General features: G+C 52.4%; 13 protein-coding genes and 2 pseudogenes. 8 read left to right on the top strand and 7 right to left on the bottom strand.

Annotation, left to right across the window (positions count from 1 at the left end):
* The first annotated feature begins 3 nt into the window (after positions 1 to 3).
* The 4 genes and pseudogenes from ACGYLY_RS19925 to ACGYLY_RS19910 all read left to right on the top strand — a co-directional run bounded on the left by ACGYLY_RS19925 (position 4) and on the right by ACGYLY_RS19910 (position 4,785).
* Complete coding sequence (locus ACGYLY_RS19925) at positions 4 to 1,062, top strand: ABC transporter ATP-binding protein (RefSeq protein WP_395284786.1); 1,059 nt, start codon at positions 4 to 6, stop codon at positions 1,060 to 1,062.
* The gene (locus ACGYLY_RS19920; RefSeq protein ID WP_395284787.1) at positions 1,055 to 2,143 is read left to right on the top strand and encodes an ABC transporter ATP-binding protein; all 1,089 of its coding nucleotides are present in this window, start codon (positions 1,055 to 1,057) and stop codon (positions 2,141 to 2,143) included. Before ACGYLY_RS19925 ends, ACGYLY_RS19920 begins: the two co-directional genes overlap by 8 nt.
* A 213-nt stretch (positions 2,144 to 2,356) precedes the next feature.
* Positions 2,357 to 3,982, top strand: a complete 1,626-nt coding sequence (locus tag ACGYLY_RS19915; protein ID WP_395284788.1) for a sulfatase — start codon at positions 2,357 to 2,359, stop codon at positions 3,980 to 3,982.
* Between the two features lie 150 nt (positions 3,983 to 4,132).
* Positions 4,133 to 4,785, top strand: a pseudogene (locus tag ACGYLY_RS19910) (IS6 family transposase).
* A gap of 53 nt (positions 4,786 to 4,838) precedes the next feature.
* On the opposite strand, the gene ACGYLY_RS19905 reads toward ACGYLY_RS19910, so the two are convergent.
* The 3 genes from ACGYLY_RS19905 to ACGYLY_RS19895 form a co-directional block, all read right to left on the bottom strand.
* Complete coding sequence (locus tag ACGYLY_RS19905; RefSeq protein WP_395284789.1) at positions 4,839 to 4,970, bottom strand: hypothetical protein; 132 nt, start codon at positions 4,968 to 4,970, stop codon at positions 4,839 to 4,841.
* A 194-nt stretch (positions 4,971 to 5,164) separates the two neighbouring features.
* Positions 5,165 to 5,782: a class I SAM-dependent methyltransferase gene (locus ACGYLY_RS19900; protein WP_395284790.1), complete on the bottom strand. Its 618-nt coding sequence runs from the start codon at positions 5,780 to 5,782 to the stop codon at positions 5,165 to 5,167.
* A gap of 748 nt (positions 5,783 to 6,530) precedes the next feature.
* The gene (locus ACGYLY_RS19895; protein ID WP_395284791.1) at positions 6,531 to 7,595 is read right to left on the bottom strand and encodes a zinc-dependent alcohol dehydrogenase family protein; all 1,065 of its coding nucleotides are present in this window, start codon (positions 7,593 to 7,595) and stop codon (positions 6,531 to 6,533) included.
* Positions 7,596 to 7,744: 149 nt separating this feature from the next.
* Between ACGYLY_RS19895 and ACGYLY_RS19890 the strand changes: the two genes are divergently transcribed.
* The 4 genes from ACGYLY_RS19890 (at position 7,745) to ACGYLY_RS19875 (ending at position 13,157) form a co-directional block, all read left to right on the top strand.
* The gene (locus ACGYLY_RS19890) at positions 7,745 to 9,268 is read left to right on the top strand and encodes an aldehyde dehydrogenase family protein (RefSeq protein ID WP_395284792.1); all 1,524 of its coding nucleotides are present in this window, start codon (positions 7,745 to 7,747) and stop codon (positions 9,266 to 9,268) included.
* A 195-nt stretch (positions 9,269 to 9,463) separates the two neighbouring features.
* On the top strand, positions 9,464 to 10,093 hold the full coding sequence (locus ACGYLY_RS19885; RefSeq protein WP_395284793.1) for a helix-turn-helix domain-containing protein: 630 nt from the start codon (positions 9,464 to 9,466) through the stop codon (positions 10,091 to 10,093).
* 192 nt (positions 10,094 to 10,285) lie between these two features.
* Entirely contained in the window at positions 10,286 to 11,809 is a 1,524-nt protein-coding gene (locus ACGYLY_RS19880; protein ID WP_395284794.1) for an aldehyde dehydrogenase family protein, read from the top strand.
* 190 nt (positions 11,810 to 11,999) lie between these two features.
* Positions 12,000 to 13,157, top strand: a complete 1,158-nt coding sequence (locus tag ACGYLY_RS19875; RefSeq protein WP_395284795.1) for an NAD(P)/FAD-dependent oxidoreductase — start codon at positions 12,000 to 12,002, stop codon at positions 13,155 to 13,157.
* 886 nt (positions 13,158 to 14,043) lie between these two features.
* On the opposite strand, the gene ACGYLY_RS19870 is transcribed toward ACGYLY_RS19875, so the two are convergent.
* The 4 genes and pseudogenes from ACGYLY_RS19870 to ACGYLY_RS19855 all read right to left on the bottom strand — a co-directional run bounded on the left by ACGYLY_RS19870 (position 14,044) and on the right by ACGYLY_RS19855 (position 20,443).
* Positions 14,044 to 14,178 (bottom strand): hypothetical protein, encoded by a 135-nt coding sequence (locus ACGYLY_RS19870; protein WP_395284796.1) that lies wholly within the window; start codon positions 14,176 to 14,178, stop codon positions 14,044 to 14,046.
* A gap of 1,300 nt (positions 14,179 to 15,478) precedes the next feature.
* Positions 15,479 to 16,774, bottom strand: coding sequence for an O-acetylhomoserine aminocarboxypropyltransferase/cysteine synthase family protein (locus tag ACGYLY_RS19865; RefSeq protein ID WP_395284797.1), 1,296 nt, complete (start codon positions 16,772 to 16,774; stop codon positions 15,479 to 15,481).
* A 658-nt stretch (positions 16,775 to 17,432) separates the two neighbouring features.
* Positions 17,433 to 18,155 (bottom strand): annotated as a pseudogene (locus ACGYLY_RS19860) (ATP-binding protein); the annotation flags it as partial.
* A gap of 815 nt (positions 18,156 to 18,970) precedes the next feature.
* Complete coding sequence (locus ACGYLY_RS19855) at positions 18,971 to 20,443, bottom strand: polysaccharide biosynthesis C-terminal domain-containing protein (protein WP_395284798.1); 1,473 nt, start codon at positions 20,441 to 20,443, stop codon at positions 18,971 to 18,973.

The raw sequence follows: 20,443 nt of genomic DNA, 5'->3' as shown, positions 1-20,443 counted from the left end.
ACAATGAGTCTCCAAACTAACCACGACCCGACGAAGGAAGAGCGACGGAAAATCATCAGTGCGCGTGACGTCACCGTGACGTTCGAAATGGATCGGGGGACGTCCCGCGTGCTGAACGGCGTCGACATGGACATCTACGACGGGGAGATCGTCGGCATCGTCGGCGAGAGCGGGAGCGGGAAGTCGATGTTCGCGGACGCGCTGTTGAACGCAGTCGTCGACCCCGGCGTCGCGAGCGGTGAGATCCATTATACGCGGGAGAACGGGGAGTCAGTCGACCTGCTCGGTCTCGAAGGGGAGGCGCTCCGAGAATTCCGGTGGAACGACATATCGATGGTGTTCCAGGGCGCGCTGAGCGCTTTCAACCCAACAATCCGAATCGGATCCCACTTTAAGGAGACGTTGAGCGCACACAACGTCGACAAGACCAAGGGGATGGAGCGGGCGCGACAGCTCCTCAGTGACCTGTATCTCGATCCGGATCGTGTGCTCGATTCCCACCCCCACGAATTGAGCGGTGGGATGAAACAGCGGGCGCTGATCGCCCTGAGTCTCCTGCTCGAACCCGATGTGCTGGTCATGGATGAACCCACCGCCGCGCTCGACCTGTTGATGCAGCGGTCGATCATCAGACTGCTCCGAGAGATCAGGGACAAGTACAACCTGACGATGGTGTTCATCACCCACGACCTGCCGCTCGTGGCCCGGCTCGCGGATCGTCTCGCAGTCATGTACGCCTTCGAGTTCGTAGAAACCGGGACGACGGAGGAGATCCTCACCGAGCCGTCACATCCCTACACGCGGGAACTTCTGAACGCGACACCCGACATCAGCGCGCCGATTAATCAGATGAACCCGGTGGAAGGGTCGGCCCCCGATCCGGTCACCCCCCCGTCCGGCTGTTCGTACCACCCACGTTGTCCGCTCGCCGACGGGAGATGTGAGGCCGAAGCTCCCCCGTTCCAATCGGTGTCGGAGAACCACGACGCCGCCTGCTTCTACTGGGAGCGAGCGGTGGGGGAGATTCCGATGGCTAGTCAGGGAGGGAGTGACGATGAGTGACACATCCAACCGTTCGGTCGTGACCCTCGACAACGTGAGCGTCGAGTTCGCGAAGAACTCAGGGGCGTTCAATCTATTCTCCGAAAAGAAAGTCGTGAAGGCCGTCGACGGCGTGTCGCTCGAGATCCCGGAGAACCAGGTTGTGGTGCTAGTCGGCGAGAGCGGGTGCGGAAAAACCACGCTCGGGAAGACGACGATCGGCCTGCAGGAACCGACCGCCGGAACCGTCAAATACCGAGGTCACGATATCTGGGCCGCAAAGAAGGGAAAGGGTGAGATGCCATACCAAGAGATCCGGCGCTCCCTGCAGATCATCCATCAGGATCCGGGGAGCTCTCTCAATCCGAATCGGACGATCATGGCGAGCCTCCTGGAGCCGCTCCGACGGTGGTACCCTGACTTGGAGCCCGAAGACAAACGCGCCCGCGTCCTCTCGATGATCGAACGGGTGGGAATGTCGCCCGCACAGGACTACGCGGACCGGTATCCCCACCAGCTGAGCGGCGGGGAAAAACAGCGCGTCGCACTCGTTCGCGCGCTGATCATGAATCCCGACCTCATCCTGGCCGACGAGGCGATCAGCGCCCTCGACGTGTCGCTTCGGATCGAGATGATGGACCTGATGATCGAACTGCAGGACCTCATCGGCACGTCGTATCTCATGATCTCCCACGACCTCTCGAACGCCCGGTATATGGCCGAGAAAACCGGCGGCTTCATCGGAATCATGTATTTGGGGGAAATCGTCGAGTTCGGCCCCGCCTCTGAAGTTATCGAAAACCCCAACCACCCGTACACGAAGGCGCTCAAATGGGCGACACCCGAACTCAGTACGTTCAACGAAAGCAGTGAAGAAATACCGATCCAGAGTATCGACATCCCGGACGCGGTCAACCCCCCAAGCGGCTGTCGGTTCCACACTCGGTGCCCCGAGGCTCGTGAGGTGTGTACTCGGGAGCACCCCGACCTCTCCATCGACACGGAAAAGGACAGGTATCAGGCGGCCTGTTTCCGGGATTACGAGGATCACCCTTACTGGGAGAGCTCGGACATCACCGAGGAGGAGACGAAACATCCCTGACTGAAGTGTAATCGTACAAGGACCGTAATCGCCACATCCGTAAGCAAACCCGCCGACAGAATCCGGCGCAACGGCGAGCAGGATGGCGACTCAGCCCACCGAAACCGACGAGGAGAACCATAATTTTAATATCGTTGTTGACATCGACACTGATGTCCTAAGGGCCACCGGACGACGCATCGTGGCTCCGAGTGACATGACTCAAAACCTACTATGACCGATAGACCAAACGTCCTGTTCTTACTTACCGACGAGCACACGTTCCGTGGGCTCGGGCACCTCGACGACGACGGCCGCGGGGAGCCAGTGACCACGCCGACACTCGACGAGATGGCCACTTCGAGCGCCGTATTCGACCAAGCGTACTGCCAAATGCCGTTGTGTACTCCGTCCCGGTTGTCCATGCTCACCGGACGGGAAGTGCCCGGTGCGGGCGCCTGGGACAACTGGAGCACGCTGTTGCCCAACAGGCGGACGATGCCCGAGGCGTTCAGCGAGGCCGGGTACGCGACGTCACTCGTCGGCAAGATGCACTTCGGCGGGAATCGCCAGTTCTGCGGCTTCGAGGATCGTCCCTACGGGGATCTGACGGGGGAAGTGGGCCACCAACCGGACCCGATCAAACCGCTAGAGGACAATCTAGGCCTGGGGCCACCGTTCAAAACGCGAACTGCCGACGCCGGTGTCACCGAGATTCCCGAGAGTCAGCTCCAGGAACGTAACGTTCTCACCGAGAGCCTCGCGTGGGTCCGTGAGCACGAACATACGAACCCCGACCGTCCGTGGTTCCTCTGTGCGTCCTTCTCGCGACCCCACTTCCCGTTGACCGTGCCGGAGCGGTATTTGGATCGATACTGGCCCGAGGGCGTGACGAAGCCGAAGATCGGACGTGAGGGCGATACCGCAGACCATTCGGTGACGGAACTGGTCGCTCAGGGGTTCGAGGTCGACGAAATCGGCGAGGAGGAGGCGCTAAAAGCGCGCGCCGCTTACCTGGCCTGCATAGATTTCATTGACGAGCTGATCGGCGACTTCCTCACGCTCATGGATCGATCCGGGCATCTGGAGGACACGATCGTCGTGTACGCGTCTGATCATGGCGAGCTGGCCGGGGAACACGGCCTCTGGTGGAAACATACCTGGCATGAAGCCTCCACGCGAGTGCCACTCATGATCCAGACCCCCGAACACCGCGCTGGGGACCGGGACGCGGCCCGACTCGATACTCCAGTCGGGCTGGTCGACCTCTATCCGACGCTGTGTGGGCTCTGTGACGTCGACACGATAGGAGAGATAGACGGTGTCGACCTGTCGCGGGCCGTCCGTGACGGCGCGGAACCAGAGCGCGGCCCGGTAGTTTGCGACATCCTCACCGATCGGTGGGGCGAGGGGACCGAGTTCCGGATGGTCCGGGACGGTCGCTACAAGTACGTCGGATTCCGGGGCGACTATCAGGAACTGTTGTTCGACATTGAGACCGATCCGCTTGAGACGGAGAACCTGTCGCTGGATCCGAGTGTCGACGAGGCGGAGGTACTCGAACGACTCCGGACCTACGTCGACGAGACGTTGGACTTCGAGGCGGCCGCCGAGAAACGTCGCGTGGACGAGAGATCGGCCCAGGAGCACCACGTCCTTGTTTCAGGCAACGGGGACGAGGACGTTCAGGAGTTCCGCCGTAACGTCATGAAGCTCGACATTCCCGAGACAACCGACGGGAACCTGTACCACCTTCCAGACGGAAGGATCGTCGACGCCGGGCTTTCGATCTACAAACCTGAGGAGATCATCGAAAACCCGACGGAGGCCTACGACGACTGGCCAGGCGACAACGTCTGACCGACCTGGGTACGTCACAACTCGACCACTGTTCCTCGTCTCAGCGACATCGACCATCGTTGAGAAGCGGACGAAGTTGCTGTGTTGAATAGACAGATAGCGTCAGATGGCGCTATCTAGATAAGGAACGAGAAGGTCGAAGAGCTATCGATTCATGCACTCTCAAACCTACTCAAAGAGAGTTTAGACACGGCTACGCTTGACTGTTGGGAGCGTTCGCCATCCGCCTCCACGCGACCGGGTATTCGCTTGGAGAAACAAAGGCAATTCTTTCGATCCACGGGGTGAAACGGTCACATCAAGCGATCTTTCAATGCAATAGTCATTCTTCTGATAACATTTCCGGCCGCCATCGGTTGCGCCGACGCGGGTCGCGGTGGACGGAACCGCTGTCAAAATCAATGATGAGTGGTCTTGGGTTCACTCCACAATAAAACCGAAACAAAGTTGCTGTTCGGTATCGACGTATTTGCTCAGCAGGGGACTGATGCGGCGGCAGCGTTTCCGGCCGAGTTGGCCGAGAAACACGATCTTTCAGGCACTGTGTTTCTCGTCGATGGTTACGGCTATCGGACTGCCATCTTTCGAATTGGATTGAGCGGTCGGCTCGACTATACGGAGCGAAACCTGATCGAAAAGTGGTTTCACACGCTCGAACAGCGGATCGACCGCTTCCAGACGTCGTGGGGGGCAGTCAGCCAAGCGTCCAGTGGTGTCTTGAATATTTTGTACATTACTATAACCATCAGAGACCGTACCAGTCGCTCAACGACCGAACACCTGTCGAGGAGGAGCTAAACTAGACAGTGTCTTCGTATATCCTCCTTGTCGCGAGAACCATTTAAACGAAAGTCGGTCAGTGGCCGTCGCCCTCTTCGACACGAATTGCACCGCCGCGCTTGCTACAACTGTACTGTTCGGGGTTCGTACCGTCTTTGAGCGTCAACAGCGGGTAATCCGACCGCCGCAGTCCTCGCAGACGAGCCACCACTTGGGTTCAGTTAAGCGTTCACAGTGTTGCGAAGTATCGAAGGTGACCGTCCACTGGGTGAACGTTTGCCCGTGATCTGTCACCGAGCTCGTGGTACTGCCACGCATGGATGAGTTCGTGCCGGACTGTGGAACTGAATTGCTCTCACCCGTGTTGTTCGTAGGCCATCCACGTGAGCACGACTCATCCGTTCAGAGACGGCGAACGCCGACGAGCCACGCTGGGTTTTCACTCCATCGCCGCTCGAACGTGGTTTTAAGGGAAAATTCGACCTCCCATCCCCCAGCAGCGTCAAAACGGGACTGGAGTTCTTGAGGAGCGAGTCCGTAGATGTTCGCGTTATCGTGTCGTGCATCTCCCAATACACAGTAGAGTCCACGTTTTCGCACGATTTTCCCGAGTTCAGCGATGAATCGATCGCGCTCCCGATCGCCGAGAATATGGAACATCGCTGAATCGACGACCGTACGAAACGAAAATTCTGCATTCTTTAGTCCTTGGAGATCCAGTGCATCCCAGACGAGAAACTGTGCAGAAACTCGACGCCAACGAGCTTTTTCATTAGCTTGCGAGATCGCCACCGACGAGAGATCGATGCCGAGTACGTCGTACCCCTGACGGGCGAGAAACAGCGATAATTCACCGGTTCCACAGCCCACTTCTAATATCGGCCCTTCGAAGCGTCCAGTTTCGGCGAGACGAACGAATGCACGCTGCGGTCGACCGATATCCCAATTCGGGACGCCTGTATATGCCGCGTCGTAGACATGGGTGAGCGGTCGTTCAGGTGCTGAGACTGAAGCCCTCACGGTACCGCTCCAGAATGGCGCAAATCCATGTAATGGATCTACTCGGTGGGACTGTAATCGTTTCGAATATCTCGTTCGGCAGGTCTTTCCGTCCCGTTCGTACGCCCGGTCAGCACGGGAACCACCAAGCCTCTCACAATCACGGTCGTCTAATTAGGCATCGTCTTCATCCCCGGGCGGGAACGCGTTGAGCATCCCGTCGTCGGTTGTATTGCAAGTTGTTCGACCTGTGCGCGTTGCTGTGCCGTCTCGAATCGTTCTGTATCGAGGAGAAGGTGTTCCTTAGTCGTTGAACTCGGCGGCAGTTATCGTCTCGAGGGATTCGACACTGGCATACCGATATGCAACGTCGTTTGTGAACCCATGGCTTGGAAGCGGTGATTCTGCAGCCCGTCCCGCTGGTTTGTCCATGGTCACCGGAACAACGGAGCTTGTTCTACAGGTATCGAAAAGCTGGGCTGCGAGTCCGATAAGCGCAGTATCCGTCTTTTCGATTGTATCCTCAGGTCGGTCCGTGTCGTTCGCGATAAACCGTCGAGGACAACGCTTCGACATGCCACAGTCGATGGAATCATACAAAGGAATGGAAACTGTCGATTTTTCAAGCGACCAAGAATACCATGATTTTGCGGATCTCTACTCCGGTTGGGAGAGAACAGTTCTATGGAGCTGCCTAAATAGATATCATCACAGCACAGATATCGCCACCGTTCTTCTTCGCCATAAAAATCATTAGCTAGATGGATATCTAGCTGAAATCACTGCAGACGGGGATACCCATCGTATCGTAGTCGCTCATTGCCGCAAGCGTATCCGGAACTTCATCGATCGAGATGGTTTCCGACACGAGTTCGGTCGGGTCGAGCTTACCCGTCTTGATCATATCCAACATCTCGGAGTACCGAGATGGTTGGAGACCAAGCGAGCCACGGAAATCGATCTCTTTGGCTACGAATTCGTCGGTCGGCAGCGGCACTTGCCCCGCTTCCTCGGAAGTTGTCAGTCCAACCTGAACGTGTCGTCCGCCGTTTTTGAGTGAGTTCACAGCGTTTAGACAGGTGGTTTTGATACCCAGTGCATCAACCGAGCAGTCGGCACCACCGTTCGTGATGTCCTGGACTTCCTTTGCAGCATCGTCAACTTCGCTCGCATTCACGGTTTCAACTGCGCCGAGGCTTTCTGCTTTGTCGAGTTTTTCATCGAAGAGGTCGACTCCGATAACGTTCGCACCGAGCGCGTTCGCGATGTGAACGGCAGAAAGGCCGATACCACCGAGACCATGAACAACGACGTCCTCGCCATTGCCGACATCACCACGATGCGCCATCGCGTGATAGGACGTCATGAACCGACAGCCGATTCCGGCGGCCGTATCGGGATGGATGCTATCGGGCAGTGGGACCGCGTTGATATCCGCGTGTGGAACATGAACCTCTTCGGCGAACGCACCCGGAGCTTCGTTCATGAAGCCGAGGCCGACGTGGTTCTCACAGATGTTCTCGTGCCCATTTCGACAAAGGTCACATTTTCCACAGGCGAAATTGAAAGGGATTGCGATGTGGTCCCCTTCCGAGACGCTCTCAACATCTTCGCCCACGGCTACGACTGTGCCACAAGGCTCGTGGCCGAGGATGTGTGGCGGGTCTGGTCGGTAGCCGAACCAATCCCAATCTCCTTGCCAGCAATGCCAGTCACTTCGGCACACACCACAGCCGTTGACTTCTGCGACGATACCATGTGACTCTGGCTCCGGTCGTTCGACGTCCTGTACTTGCAGCGGTTCTTGGAATTCCTCGAGTACTACAGCTCGCATTGCACGTCATTGTCTATCACTATGTTATAAATATTTACTGGATTGGGGCATAATTAGTGTGGATTGTAATGGCAATAACCGATATCAGATTTATATGTAACTGTCGAACAGAAATTGTTATTAATGATGGCTACAGAATCACTGTCGTAATGTCGACCGACTCCCAACGATCAACCGACACGAAAACAGCGATTAAACAGCGTCATAACGAGACAGCAGAAAAACAAATCCCAACTCAACCAGGCCAACTCTACATCGGAGGCGAATGGCTCGATAGTGAATCCGGTCAAACGCTCCAAACTCACGATCCAACAACGGGCGCGGTTCTCGCAGAAGTGCAAGCTGGCAACGCGGCTGACATCGACAATGCAGTCAATGCCGCTTGGGAAGCCTACGATACTTGCTGGTCTGCATACTCGGCAGCAGATCGTCAGCAAGTCCTCAGTAAAATTGCAGATAGAATCGAAGCCCGGAAAGAAGACTTCGCGACGATCGAATCACTTGACAACGGAAAACCGATTTCGGAGGCTCGAATCGATCTCGATCTCGTTATCGATCACTTCCGATATTTCGGAGGTGCCGCACGGATAAACAGTGGAAAAACCATTCCCAGTGACGGTGATCATCAGATCCAGACGCTTCGGGAACCGTACGGAGTGGTTGGGCAGATCATTCCCTGGAACTTCCCGCTACTGATGGCCGCATGGAAGTTGGCACCCGCCCTCGCGGCTGGGAACGCTGTTGTCCTAAAGCCCGCTGAGCAGACTCCACTCTCGATCTTAGAACTCATGCGTGAAATTGACGACGTTCTTCCCGATGGTGTCGTTAACGTGGTTACTGGCTTCGGTTCCGAAGCGGGTGAACCGCTGTCGCGTCACGACGGCATTTACAAACTCGCATTCACTGGGTCGACAGAGGTCGGTCGAGGTGTGATGAAAAACGCTGCAGAGAATATCACGGACGTCACCCTAGAACTGGGTGGCAAGAGCCCTGTAGTCGTGTTTCCGGATGCAGACATCGAAAAGGCGGCCCAGGTCGCCCGAATCGGGATGTTCCACAATACGGGCGAGTGTTGTTGTGCGGGAACACGGCTTCTCGTCCATGAGGATGTCAGAAGTGAATTCCTCGATGCGTTCGTCCAGGAGGTAGAGAATTTGACCATGGGAGATCCCCTCCTCGAGGAAACGACTCTTGGCCCCAAGGTCACCCGGGATCAGGTCAATCGGACACTAGATTACATCAAAGAGGCACGCAAGACTGGAGCAGATATCGCAACGGGCGGGGATGCTCCCGATGATGAGGCACTCAGTGATGGGTGTTTCGTTTCGCCAACTGTACTCACGAACATCGATCACGAGAGCCGTCCCGTCCAAGAGGAAATTTTCGGCCCCGTCGAAACAGTCTTCGAGTGGTCATCGTATGACGAGATGATTGAACTGGCTAATGACGTTGACTATGGACTTGCGGCAGGTGTGATCACCAACGATTTGAACCAGGCCTATAGGGCTGCAGAAGACATCGAAGCTGGGAATATCTGGGTGAATACCTATAACGAATTCCCTGCTGGACAACCGTTTGGCGGGTACAAACAATCCGGTATCGGTCGCGAGACTGCATTTGAAGCCATAGAACACTACACACAGACAAAGACGCTCAATATCGCTCTCGAATAGAGATCGTTGGCTCCTGGCCTCCCCATGTCAGTCCTCGCCATCGGATAGCCATTGATCACTTTGGCCCGGGTAATATCCACACGTTGTTTCTAGAATACAACCCGGTATAACGTAGAGACCCCGTCAGAGAAGGCCAAACGAACGTAAAAAGTGAAAAGACCTTTAATCTGGAAACCCCATAGACACAATAAGACCATGCCTTCTGCCATCGATGAGATCGACGATATTTCTGCTCGGGATATCGCTATTCTGAAGGCCCGTATCGAGCATCCAACTGCTTCGGTGCGAGTGCTAAAGGAACGATTAGAGGATGAGTATGGGATTTCTCTGTCGCACAATCGTGTAAACGATATTCTTCGTGAGTTGAGCGACAAGGACGTGTTTCGACAAGTTTCCCTATTAAATGAGAGCTTTTTTGAGTACCACCTTTTCCAAATCGCATTTCATTATCCTAACTTCGAGGATCGGTGGGAAGAATGCTATGACGATTTGATGAATGATCCCCACGTCTTAATGTTCTTCAATGCAGACGATTATCATCACTGGCAGTTTATCGCCCGCTTCCGAAAGCACGAGAAAAGCGAAACTTGGAAACACGAATTTTTCAAGAAACATGGCGATTTAATCGCGCAGTTTGATTCGAGTTCCCTACCAGAGATACACAAATTCCGCAACGATACGGAAGTACTTGAGCAAATCCTCCACGAAACAGAAGAAGGGGAGAAGTTCGTAAAAAACAACGACGGGGAAAAAGAGGACCGTGAAGAAGATCTCGACGATGAGACAGAGCGGGTAGTCGCCACAGATGGTGGGGCAAATGACTGAATTTGGCTCGAATTCGTACATATAGGGTTGTGCTTTGTTTTCCGTGTCGGCCTCTATCGAGATCGGTCTGGGCGGATCAGAGAAGGGCGGGCACGATGCACGAGATAGTAGTTTCCAATCGTAACGTCTCCCACAACCGCACCAAATAGTTATGTAGAACCACTAAAGATATATTGACTAGCACTTCGAGCAATGTCAACACATTCTAATACATCTTCGAATCGAAAGCAGATCATCAAACAACGACACAGAGAAGTCGCGAATGACCTCCTCCCGTACTATACTGCTCAACTCTACATAGGAGGCAATTGGGTCGACAGTGCCTCCGGACAGACACTCCAAACACGCGACCCAACAACGGGAGAAGTCCTCGCTGAAGTGCAAGCCGGGAACGAAGCTGACATCGATCGTGCGGTTGATGCTGCCTGGGAAGCATATGATGATTGTTGGGCCGCATATTCGACAGCAGACCGCCAACGAATATTAACCAAAATCGCAGATCGTATCGAGACTCGAAGAGAAAAGTTTGCAAAACTTGAATCGCTTGATAACGGCAAACCGATTACTGAATCCCGTGACGATATTGATCTAGTAATCGATCACTTTCGATACTTCGCTGGTGCTGCCCGTTTCTTGGAAGGAAAAACCATTCCTACAGATAGTAATAACCATATCCAGACAATTAAAGAGCCCTATGGAGTGGTTGGACAAATCACTCCCTGGAATTTCCCGTTGCTGATGGCTTCATGGAAATTGGCACCGGCTCTTGCCGCCGGTAATACAACTGTGTTGAAGCCAGCTGAGCAGACTCCTCTATCGATAATTGAATTCATCCGCGAAACTGAAGATGTTTTACCGCCCGGTGTTGTCAACCTTATCACCGGATATGGTGCCGAAGCAGGTGCACCCCTTGTAAGCCATGACGATGTGCGAAAAATCGCTTTTACAGGATCAACTGAAGTCGGCCATGGAGTGATGAAGAACACTGCGAACACGATCACTGATCTTACGTTAGAGCTCGGTGGAAAAAGTCCTGTAATCGTATTCCCGGATGCTGATATAGAGAAAGCAGTAACAGTCACAACTAAAGCGTTATTTTTCAACGCAGGAGAGTGCTGCTGTGCTGGGACTCGGTTGCTAATCCATGAGGATATTTACGACCAGTTCCTCCCGGCATATATGGAGGAAGTTGGGAGTCTGACAGTTGGAGATCCACTCCTAGACGAAACAGAACTAGGTCCGAAAGTATCACAGGCCGAGTTGGATAGAACGATGCGATATATTGGATGGGCACAGGAGGCGGATGCGGAAATTCTAACTGGTGGAGGGCCTCCTGATGATGAAGCGCTTACTGATGGAAATTTTGTCGCACCAACCGTGATTTCAGACCTCGACCACGAAAGCAGGGTTGCACAAGAGGAAATCTTCGGTCCCGTCGAAGCAGTGTTTCGGTGGTCCTCTTATGATACGATGATCGAACTGGCGAATGACACTCAGTTCGGTTTGGCAGCAGGAATCATCACGGACGATTTGGATTCTGCCTATAGGACAGCACGCGATATCGAAGCGGGTAATATCTGGATCAACACCTACAATGAATTTCAAGCCGGCCAGCCATTTGGTGGGTACAAACAATCTGGAACCGGTCGCGAGACTGCGTTTGAAACCTTAGAAGAGTATACCCAAACCAAGAGCATTAATGTCGGGTTTGAGTAAAAATTTCCGGTAATCAGTTTCCTCTTCTCAACTGCTAGCTGCTGCAGGATTTACTTCTCGATGTATCCTCTATATTAATCAACCTCTGCAACGGCGAAGCCATACAAAGTTTACATGATATAGGTCCATTTGGCAGTGTAATATTTGCACTAATCGAATATTTAGTATTATTTGTAATCCATTAACCCGTATGAGCCATGATATTGTCGTACTAGGCGCAGGGTACGCGGGAACAAGTGCAGTGCAAAGCTTAGAACAGCGTTTTCAGCATAGAGATTGTAATATAACATGGGTTGACCTCCATGATTATCACTTAGTGCTGCATGAGGTACACAGAGTAATTCGAAATCCAGATGCAAAACACGAAATTACAATTCCGATCAATGAGATTAAGGAATCATCAACGAACTTCATCCGGGGTCGGGTCGAAACTATCGAGACTGATCAACAAGTTATCAGTCTTGATGATGGCACTGAGATATCATATGATTACGTTCTCATTGCTCTTGGGAGCCAGACCGCCTATTATGGAATCTCCGGACTGTCGGATAATGCACATACAGTAAAGTCACTTGATGATGCACTAACCATCCACGATCAGTTGAGAGATCAAGCGAATACCGCTTCAGAAGAGAATCCAGCACACGTCGTTGTTGGTGGTGCAGGTCTCTCCGGTATCCAAACTGCAGGTGAAATTGCCGCGTTAGCTGATGAAGAAGGGCTCCCAATTTCGGTCACTCTCGTTGAAGCAATGGAGTCAATTATGCCGGGTCATTCATCTGACCTCCAGCGATCCGTTCGGAGGGAATTAGAACAGGCGAACATTGATATCCTTACTGATGACCCAATTACCGAAGCAAAAGCAACTGAGATCGAGTTTGCGAGTGGCAATTCCGTTAACTTTGATCTCTTTATTTGGACAGGAGGGATTACAGGGCGGGATACCATGGAATCCGTCTCGGTCGCGAAAGAACACAATCGAGTGCAGGCAGACACAACCTTCAAGACGAGTGACGACTCCGTATTCGTAATTGGCGACGCAGGGCTCATCAACGATGGAGATGGCGTTATTCCGCCAACTGCACAAGCTGCTTGGCAAGCTGCTAATACCGTAGCCAAAAATATTGAGCGGTCAATCGACGAGAAACCACTTGAAGCGTGGAATTATTCGGATAAAGGAACTGTAATTTCGATCGGTGAATCCGCTGTTGCACATAGTGTACCAGTTTCCCCTATTGAGACGTTTGGCTCCTATCCGGCACAAATATTGAAAAAGATGGTCGCTGCACGCTGGATCGCTAGTGTCACGACTTGGAGTCGCGCCCTCAGGTCCTGGAAGACGCTCTAAGCACTCACCATTTCGGGAGATGTGATCGACGAAGCCATATCGTAACAGGGTTCGGTAGGTGACCTATCGACGACATTACTGAATTTTTTATTGCTATTCAAAAGAAAATGTTCACGGTATAGGGACCTTTACTATCGGGGGAGGAAATCAAATAGAACATGATTGGTGATGATAATACCCGGAATAATGTGGAATTGGATACGCGACTTGAAGAAACAGAATCGTTCACACCACCGGGATCGTTCATCGAACAGGCCAATATTTCTGATTCGAGCGTTTTGACGGCCATCAGATTTCATTTGTCGATCACACGAGTGCGGTGCTTCTCGAGAGCACGAGATAGAGCATCTGTTTGTCTTCGATAGTGACTTTCAACAATGGAGGTGAGAGTCTATATTACAGAAATAGCTTTCCGTATTCAAAACGGTAGAAGAGTATGTCTTCGCCAGATTCCACGTCCGAGGAAACGACAATATTCCCAAACCAACGGTGGAACGTGGTGCTTGCAGCCACATTTACTCTTCTGGGAGTCTATTACATACTCTCTCCAGAGATGGGTGCTGAATCATCTACCATCGGTGTTCCATTCTTGTTACTGGGTGTATTCGGGTTTATCGTCTCCGTTGTGAGATACGTTCGTCACTAGCTGGTATTGAAACTGGACATGAACCATCGCGTAGCCAAATACTGCATGCTGGAAACCTTCATTAGTTCTGAACCCACCTCTTAGGCCATGGGAAAGTTAGTAGCAATAACGACGGATAACAAGGAAATAGAATGTCACGATATAAGAGAAGGAGACAACGGTTTACAACTTCGTGACGAGGAGAAAGATCTCGTTGGATATATTCCCTATAACCGTCTCTGTTACGTAGAAACGACGTAACTATTTTCTGAGCGATTCCCGGAAGACATTGCTGTGCTTGCCGAGCATTGACCCGACAAACTCGAAGAACTCCGGGAGATCGTCTGTGATGAAGCCGACGAAGTGGTAGATGGTCGTATCCGATGTGGGCAGCATTTGTGACTTCGTCCCCCAGAGTGAGCCCCATTGAATAGGGATAGACGAACTGAGGGGTAATTACCTACCAATAGTAGTAAGAACTATTATTATCATAGAGCATCTGTTTGTGGTCAATGACGAACTTCGAATACCGATCACGGCGAACCCCGCTTGGCCTACTCGTTGGAGCATGGGCCATTTGGTCGCTTTTTGTGATTTGAACGAGCGGGATCGATTGGCAGAGTGGTGGCGCTATCGCGACAGTTGGAGCATTCACCGCAGTCTGTCTCGGGTGTCTCGTGTGGGCAATTGGGGCAACGACTGGTGATTCGTTGGAACGACCGACTCCGTATCGGCGGCTCATGCAGCTCTTTGGAGCGCTTGGAATCGTGTTTCTCGGTGCGATCGCCCTCTCAGTGATGTTCTAATCGGCTGGCGGGATCATCCTCGTGAGTTACGCAGGTGCACTTCTGTCACTGGTGGCTGTGTATTTTGATCAGCAATATGTTCGGAATCACCCTGCGTGGAAGCCAACCCTTCTCTATTATCTCATGGTCATTCCGCTACTCAATGTCCCGATTGCATGCCTCTATCTGTTCTTTCGGCATCGGCACACCGGAATCCCGTGATAGCTCTAGTACGCGCTATGACTGAGAACGAGAGTGAACGCGACAATCAGGGACGATTTGCGAAGAAAGCGAATGATGAGGATATTCTTCAAGTGATTCATGAGTCCGAGTTTCCGGCGATGACCGCTCGGTTGGTTGCAGATCTTCATCCTGATAGTCACATGATCAGCTTTCGGAGAAAGAGGAAAACATGTTTCTTCAAGTGATTCATGAGTCCGAGTTTCCGGCGATGACCGCTCGGTTGGTTGCAGATCTTCATCCTGATAGTCACATGATCAGCTTTCGGAGAAAGAGGAAAACATGTCGTGTCGTGATACGAAATTCGCGACGCGTTGTTCAATCCAATAGTCGTACTACGTGGAGAGAGTGCGGCGACGGCGCATACGACACGCTTTGACCAGGGGCACGTATTAACCCCAACTCAGCCTCGCTCCAACGCCGCCACACTCCACGTTGACTGCGTGTAGTCTTCCTTCTTTTTCGAAACCCAATTCGTGATCACCAACTCATCTGAATTGACTGCCCCTCGCTCAAGTCGATCAACCTACGACCGCAGTTCCTCACAAACCGCCTCTGGATCACGATACGCATCCACCGTTCGAATCAACGCTTTCTGTGTATCATCGATATCAAACCATTTTGTCGATCCCTTCTGATTATCGGCTCGGTATCGAAACGACAAGAGCCGTCTATGTGGCGGCGTCAATAGCGTTCTCAAGATCAGCAATGATCTGTCCGGGATCTTCAATACCTACAGAAAGGCGAACGAGATCATCAGTGACGCCGGAAGCAGCCTGTTCAGCGTCTGTAAGCTGTTGATGGGTCGTACTAGCTGGGTGAATAATGAGTGTCTTTGCATCACCAACATTAGCAAGCAAACTCGCCAACTCTGTCGATTCAACGGTTTTTCGCGCAGCGTCGTATCCATCCGCAAGACCGAAAGTGATCATGCCACCGTAGCCGCCTTCGAGATATTCGGTAGCCGTATCGTGAGTTTTGTGGGAAGAGAGACCCGGGTAGTTCACCCACGCAACATCCTCATGATCTCGGAGATATTCGGCTACTGCCATTGCATTCTCGCAGTGACGGTCCATCCGAAGGGAAAGCGTTTCGAGTCCCTGTAGAGTTTGCCAAGCGTCGAAAGGCGCTTGCTGGTTTCCAAGATCGCGGAGTCCGCGGGCAATCGCAGCGTATGTGAACGCCTCATCCCCAAATGTTTCCGCGAAGTTGACACCATGATATGCAGGGTTATCTTGAGCAATCTCACTATATTTCTCTGGGTAATCGCCCCAAGGGAATGAGCCACCATCAACAATCACGCCACCAATGGTAGTACCGGAGCCGTGAAGCCATTTTGTGGTCGAGTTCCAGACGAGGTCCGCGCCATGTTCGAGTGGACGACAGAGGTAGGGTGTCGCGAAGGTATTATCGACGAGTAAGGGAACGCCGTGGTCGTGAGCGATATCGGCGATCTGCTGGATATCAGGTGTGTCGAGGGCTGGGTTCCCGATCGTCTCAAGATGGACATAGGCAGTATCGTCGTCGATGGCTTCATCGTATGCCTGATAGTCGAGTGTGTCCACGAATTTGGCTGTGACACCTCGGCGTTCGATTGAATGGGTGAAGTACGTGTATGTGCCTCCGTATAATGAGGAGGCTGTGACGATATTGTCGCCAGCCTCCGCCAGTAGGAACGTTGCGAGGTTCAGCGCAGCCATCCCAGATGCAGTGACGACACCCCCGACACCGCCTTCAAGAGCGGCAAGTCGATCTTGTAGCGTCTCAAGAGTCGGATTCATCAATCGAGAATAAATATAGCCGGGCTTTTCGAGCGCAAACTGGGCTGCTGCATCTTCGGCGTCTTCGAAAACGTAGGAAATGGTTTGGTAGAGTGGTGGCGCTCGTGCCCCAGTCACAGGATCAGGGTCTTGACCGGCGTGCAGTGAGTCAGTAGCGAATGAACTACCAGTAGGATCGTCGCTCATGCATTCCTAAATGAAATCTGGAATATTATGTGAACGTATTAAGGGAAAGCTTGCCGAGATCGTTGACAACATTGTGAGCTGCCAACCGTAGTCGCCAACCCATTCGGATCGACCGCTCCACGCGCAAGCCGATCGATCCACGACCGCAATTCCCCCCACAAACCGCCCCCGAGTCGCGATACCTATCGACTGCTCGAATCAACTCCTTATGCGCATCGTCAATCGTGAGTTCGGTAACCCTCTCACTTGTAAGCTCTGTCTCCGAAATGGCTATCTGCATCTGCGAGAGTTCGTGGGTCGGCAGTGGGTCAACCCCTTCTTCGAGACAGTATCGAAACTCCAGCGAGAAGTCGACATTATAACAGCGATACACACTTATCGAGCAGAACATCCGCTCCGCTCTTCGAATCGCTGATTATGTCCATATCCTCGCACAAGGTCGGACACAGTTCGAAGGGGTCCCGTCCGACCTCGCGGAGGAGGAAGAACTCCTTGCTACGTATCTCGGAATTCGTTAATATCATCTGATGAACCCTATTCTGTCGGCGACGCTTGGTTTGCCCACCTATTTTATCCGGGAGATGTGAGACCTCCGTATGAAAAAGAAGTCTGATTTGTGCCATTTCGACTCGTTTTGAGATGGCTGATTAGTTCTCTAACGTTCTGACTGGCCGGTGATGGAGAACTCGCCTTCCTGAATCGCTGTCATCAGCTTCTGTTGACTGCGGATGTCGAGCGTGTTGATCTCGTCCACGAACAACACACCTTTGTTCGCCCTGTGGATGGCACCGGGTTCGACGCGATCGTGGCTCGGCGTCTCCATTCCTCCGGACTGGAACGGGTCGTGACGCACGTCACCGAGCAGGGCACCCGCGTGGGCACCCGTCGTATCCTCGAAGGGGGCGGTGGTGACATCGCTATTGTTGACCAGCAGGTTCGGAATCATGGCGTCAGAGCCACGAGAACTGTCACGGAACGCGAGGTAGATGACACCGGCTGCAAGGATCCCGAGAAGTGGTTTTGACGCGAGGAGGAGTGCGTAGCCCACCACGACGGCGATGATGACCCACATCAAAAACGAGCGCATCTGATTGCGCTTTCGGGCTTCCTCTTTGTGCGCGTCGATGATTTGTTCACCCTTTCCAGCGGGGACCGTCCGAACCTTCGGTTCGTTCCCGTCGTCGGGGTTGTGATAGACGAGGACGTCTTGTAGATCCTCTTTGGGGAGGAGCTTACTCATCGCCTTCGCCAGCATCGATTTCCCGGTCCCCGGTGACCCGATCATCATGACGTGGCGACGCTGTTTCGCTGCCTTCAGGATTATGTCCCGAGCCACGTCCTGGCCGATGACGTGATCAACCAACCGGTCTGGGATGGGTATTTCTTCGGAGGGATCTGTCTCAGTGGTGTCGCTGGTATTTGTTTTGTCCTTGGGACCCATTTTCCAATTTCCACTTTCGTTACGCCGTGTGGTTGATGGGACCGTTTTATCATCATTTGTCATAATCAGTTGTCCTTTCCGTATGGTAATCATGGTTCGGTGAACCACAGTTCTATACCAAAATTGTCATGTGGGGGAAATTAATGCATAGAGATAGCAAATTGGCCCATATGACCTTCCACACGGGGGACCCAACTGACGCACTCGAAGTATTAGGAAACGATGTTAGGATCTCGATTCTGCGAGAACTTGCCGATGCTGAGAGTCCGATTTCGTTTACAGAACTTCGTGAGCGGGTTGATATCCGTGATACTGGTCGGTTCAATTATCATCTAACGAAACTTTGTGAGTACTTCGTTCGCCAGACTGAAACAGGGTATGAATTTTATCACTACTGCCGACAGATCGAACCATCCCTTGGGCATCAGCTCCATCTTCGCTAACCAGCTAGAGTGCTTGCCGGCGATTTTCGGCGGGAATCTGGCTGTCTTGCCGTCTTTAGTTCCCTATTTCCGGAAAACGATGGGGTTTGCACTCCTCCGGAGAGAGGTGGTGATCACGTTTGCTACCGGGGTCGTCATTACAGAAGTTCGAATCGAAAGCCCACAGTTGGAGCCATGCGAGGAGGCCAATACTGAATTAGTATTGTGTTTGGGGTTGCTTTGGTTGGCGATGCAGTCGTCGGTAGTATCTTTACCTTTTACGCGTTCGGTAAGGGCGGCAGCTGGTTGCCCGGCGTGCGTTAGACAGGCTCTTTACCGATTTGAAATCTGGTTCGGGAACAACTCTTCAATCATAGAGTCCTCAAGGCTGTCTCTAATGAGCTGGCGTGATTGATTGCTACTGATGAGAAAGGTTGTCCCGTAAGTGATTGCTCCGATTGTAAGAAGAAGTAGTAGACCGAGATAGGATTTTACTGAAAGGGTATGGCGGAATAGAGAGACGACAGCAAACATCAGTATTCCAGCACCAAACTGCTTGAGAAGCGCTTCCGGCAGTAGTTTCACTCCAGTAGTGTATTTATTGACAATGATAGAGAGGAGAAGATATCGGATGACTTCGGCGAGTAGTGTTGCGATAGCAACACCGACTGGCCCGATCTGACGCACCAATAGCACTCCTAGAACAACATTAATCGCAAGCGTTACCGCAGAAATACGCATCGTCATATCTGGCCTATCAAGCCCGTTTACCGTCTGTGTGAGAGGAGCATTTTGTGATTTTGTAACGCGATATGCGGCAATAGCTACTAGCAACGTTGCTGCCGGCGCGTACTCTGCACCGTAAAACGTAATAATAAGAGCCTTTGGGAGCGCAAGTGCACCAAAGAATATCGGAATAGCAAGAATACTGGAAAATGCGAGCGTATTTGTTATATCGCTAGCCACATCCTGTTGTTTACTTTGAAGATTACTGACGCGAGCCATCAATCCGCTAGCAGCAGCGCTACTGATGAACACTGCCGGAAGCGTCAGCTTAGCCGCAATTTCGTAGTAGCCTGCAGCGGCCGGTGTCGCCAACACTCCAAGGAGCAGCACGTCAAATCGATCATATATTGTGCCGAAGAATCCAGATGGGATGCTGTATTGAGCGTACTGCCAGAGACTCTGAAGGAGAGACACTGAGGGAAGAGCCGGCGGTGTCCGCAAGAAATACAGTACTAGCGGCACCGACAAGACAGTAGCCGATGCTAATCCATATACTAGTCCCGCTGCACCAAATCCAGCAAGAACAAACATGAGCTGGAGTGGAAGTGTGAGATACGAACGAAAGGTATCAGACCACGTTGCTATACTGATCTGCCCACGGCCTTGAAGAAGTTTTTCCAATGGTTCGTACACCGGCTCAGAAATCAAAAGAACGATGAACAACATCGGTGCAGCCGATAATTTTGTGTATGCACGTAGCCAACCAGACAAGAAATACGAGACGACTGCAACCAAGGTGAGCCAAATAAGGATGAAGATGATTTGCGCTCCCAGTATCGAACTATCACGAATCGAAGGCTCGGAGAAGCGCTTTTTCGTTGCAATCGCCCATCCATAAATTGGTCTGTCTGCTATCTTCACTAATCCGAAAAGCAAATAGAATCCTCCGAGCAGCGCCGGATCCAATAGCCGCGCAAAGAGGACAGTTCCCACGAACCCACTTATCGCCATTGCAATCTTAGCTACTGTCGCTTTTACTGTTTCACCGCCAAAATTGATCTCGGAAGCCTCTGTTGGCAT

It is taken from the genome of Haladaptatus sp. CMAA 1909 (assembly GCF_043952005.1).
GTDB lineage: Archaea > Halobacteriota > Halobacteria > Halobacteriales > Haladaptataceae > Haladaptatus.
This window is presented reverse-complemented; position numbering and strand designations above follow the sequence as displayed.

Bases quoted from the DNA above. Each gene is read 5' to 3' on its own strand.
- ACGYLY_RS19925 (WP_395284786.1), top strand. From the start codon at position 4: ATGAGTCTCCAAACTAACCACGACCCGACGAAGGAAGAGCGACGGAAA.
- ACGYLY_RS19920 (WP_395284787.1), top strand. From the start codon at position 1,055: ATGAGTGACACATCCAACCGTTCGGTCGTGACCCTCGACAACGTGAGC.
- ACGYLY_RS19855 (WP_395284798.1), bottom strand. From the start codon at position 20,443: ATGCCAACAGAGGCTTCCGAGATCAATTTTGGCGGTGAAACAGTAAAA.
- ACGYLY_RS19870 (WP_395284796.1), bottom strand. From the start codon at position 14,178: ATGCTGCCCACATCGGATACGACCATCTACCACTTCGTCGGCTTCATC.
- ACGYLY_RS19875 (WP_395284795.1), top strand. From the start codon at position 12,000: ATGAGCCATGATATTGTCGTACTAGGCGCAGGGTACGCGGGAACAAGT.
- ACGYLY_RS19865 (WP_395284797.1), bottom strand. From the start codon at position 16,774: ATGAGCGACGATCCTACTGGTAGTTCATTCGCTACTGACTCACTGCAC.
- ACGYLY_RS19890 (WP_395284792.1), top strand. From the start codon at position 7,745: ATGTCGACCGACTCCCAACGATCAACCGACACGAAAACAGCGATTAAA.
- ACGYLY_RS19885 (WP_395284793.1), top strand. From the start codon at position 9,464: ATGCCTTCTGCCATCGATGAGATCGACGATATTTCTGCTCGGGATATC.
- ACGYLY_RS19880 (WP_395284794.1), top strand. From the start codon at position 10,286: ATGTCAACACATTCTAATACATCTTCGAATCGAAAGCAGATCATCAAA.
- ACGYLY_RS19895 (WP_395284791.1), bottom strand. From the start codon at position 7,595: ATGCGAGCTGTAGTACTCGAGGAATTCCAAGAACCGCTGCAAGTACAG.
- ACGYLY_RS19915 (WP_395284788.1), top strand. From the start codon at position 2,357: ATGACCGATAGACCAAACGTCCTGTTCTTACTTACCGACGAGCACACG.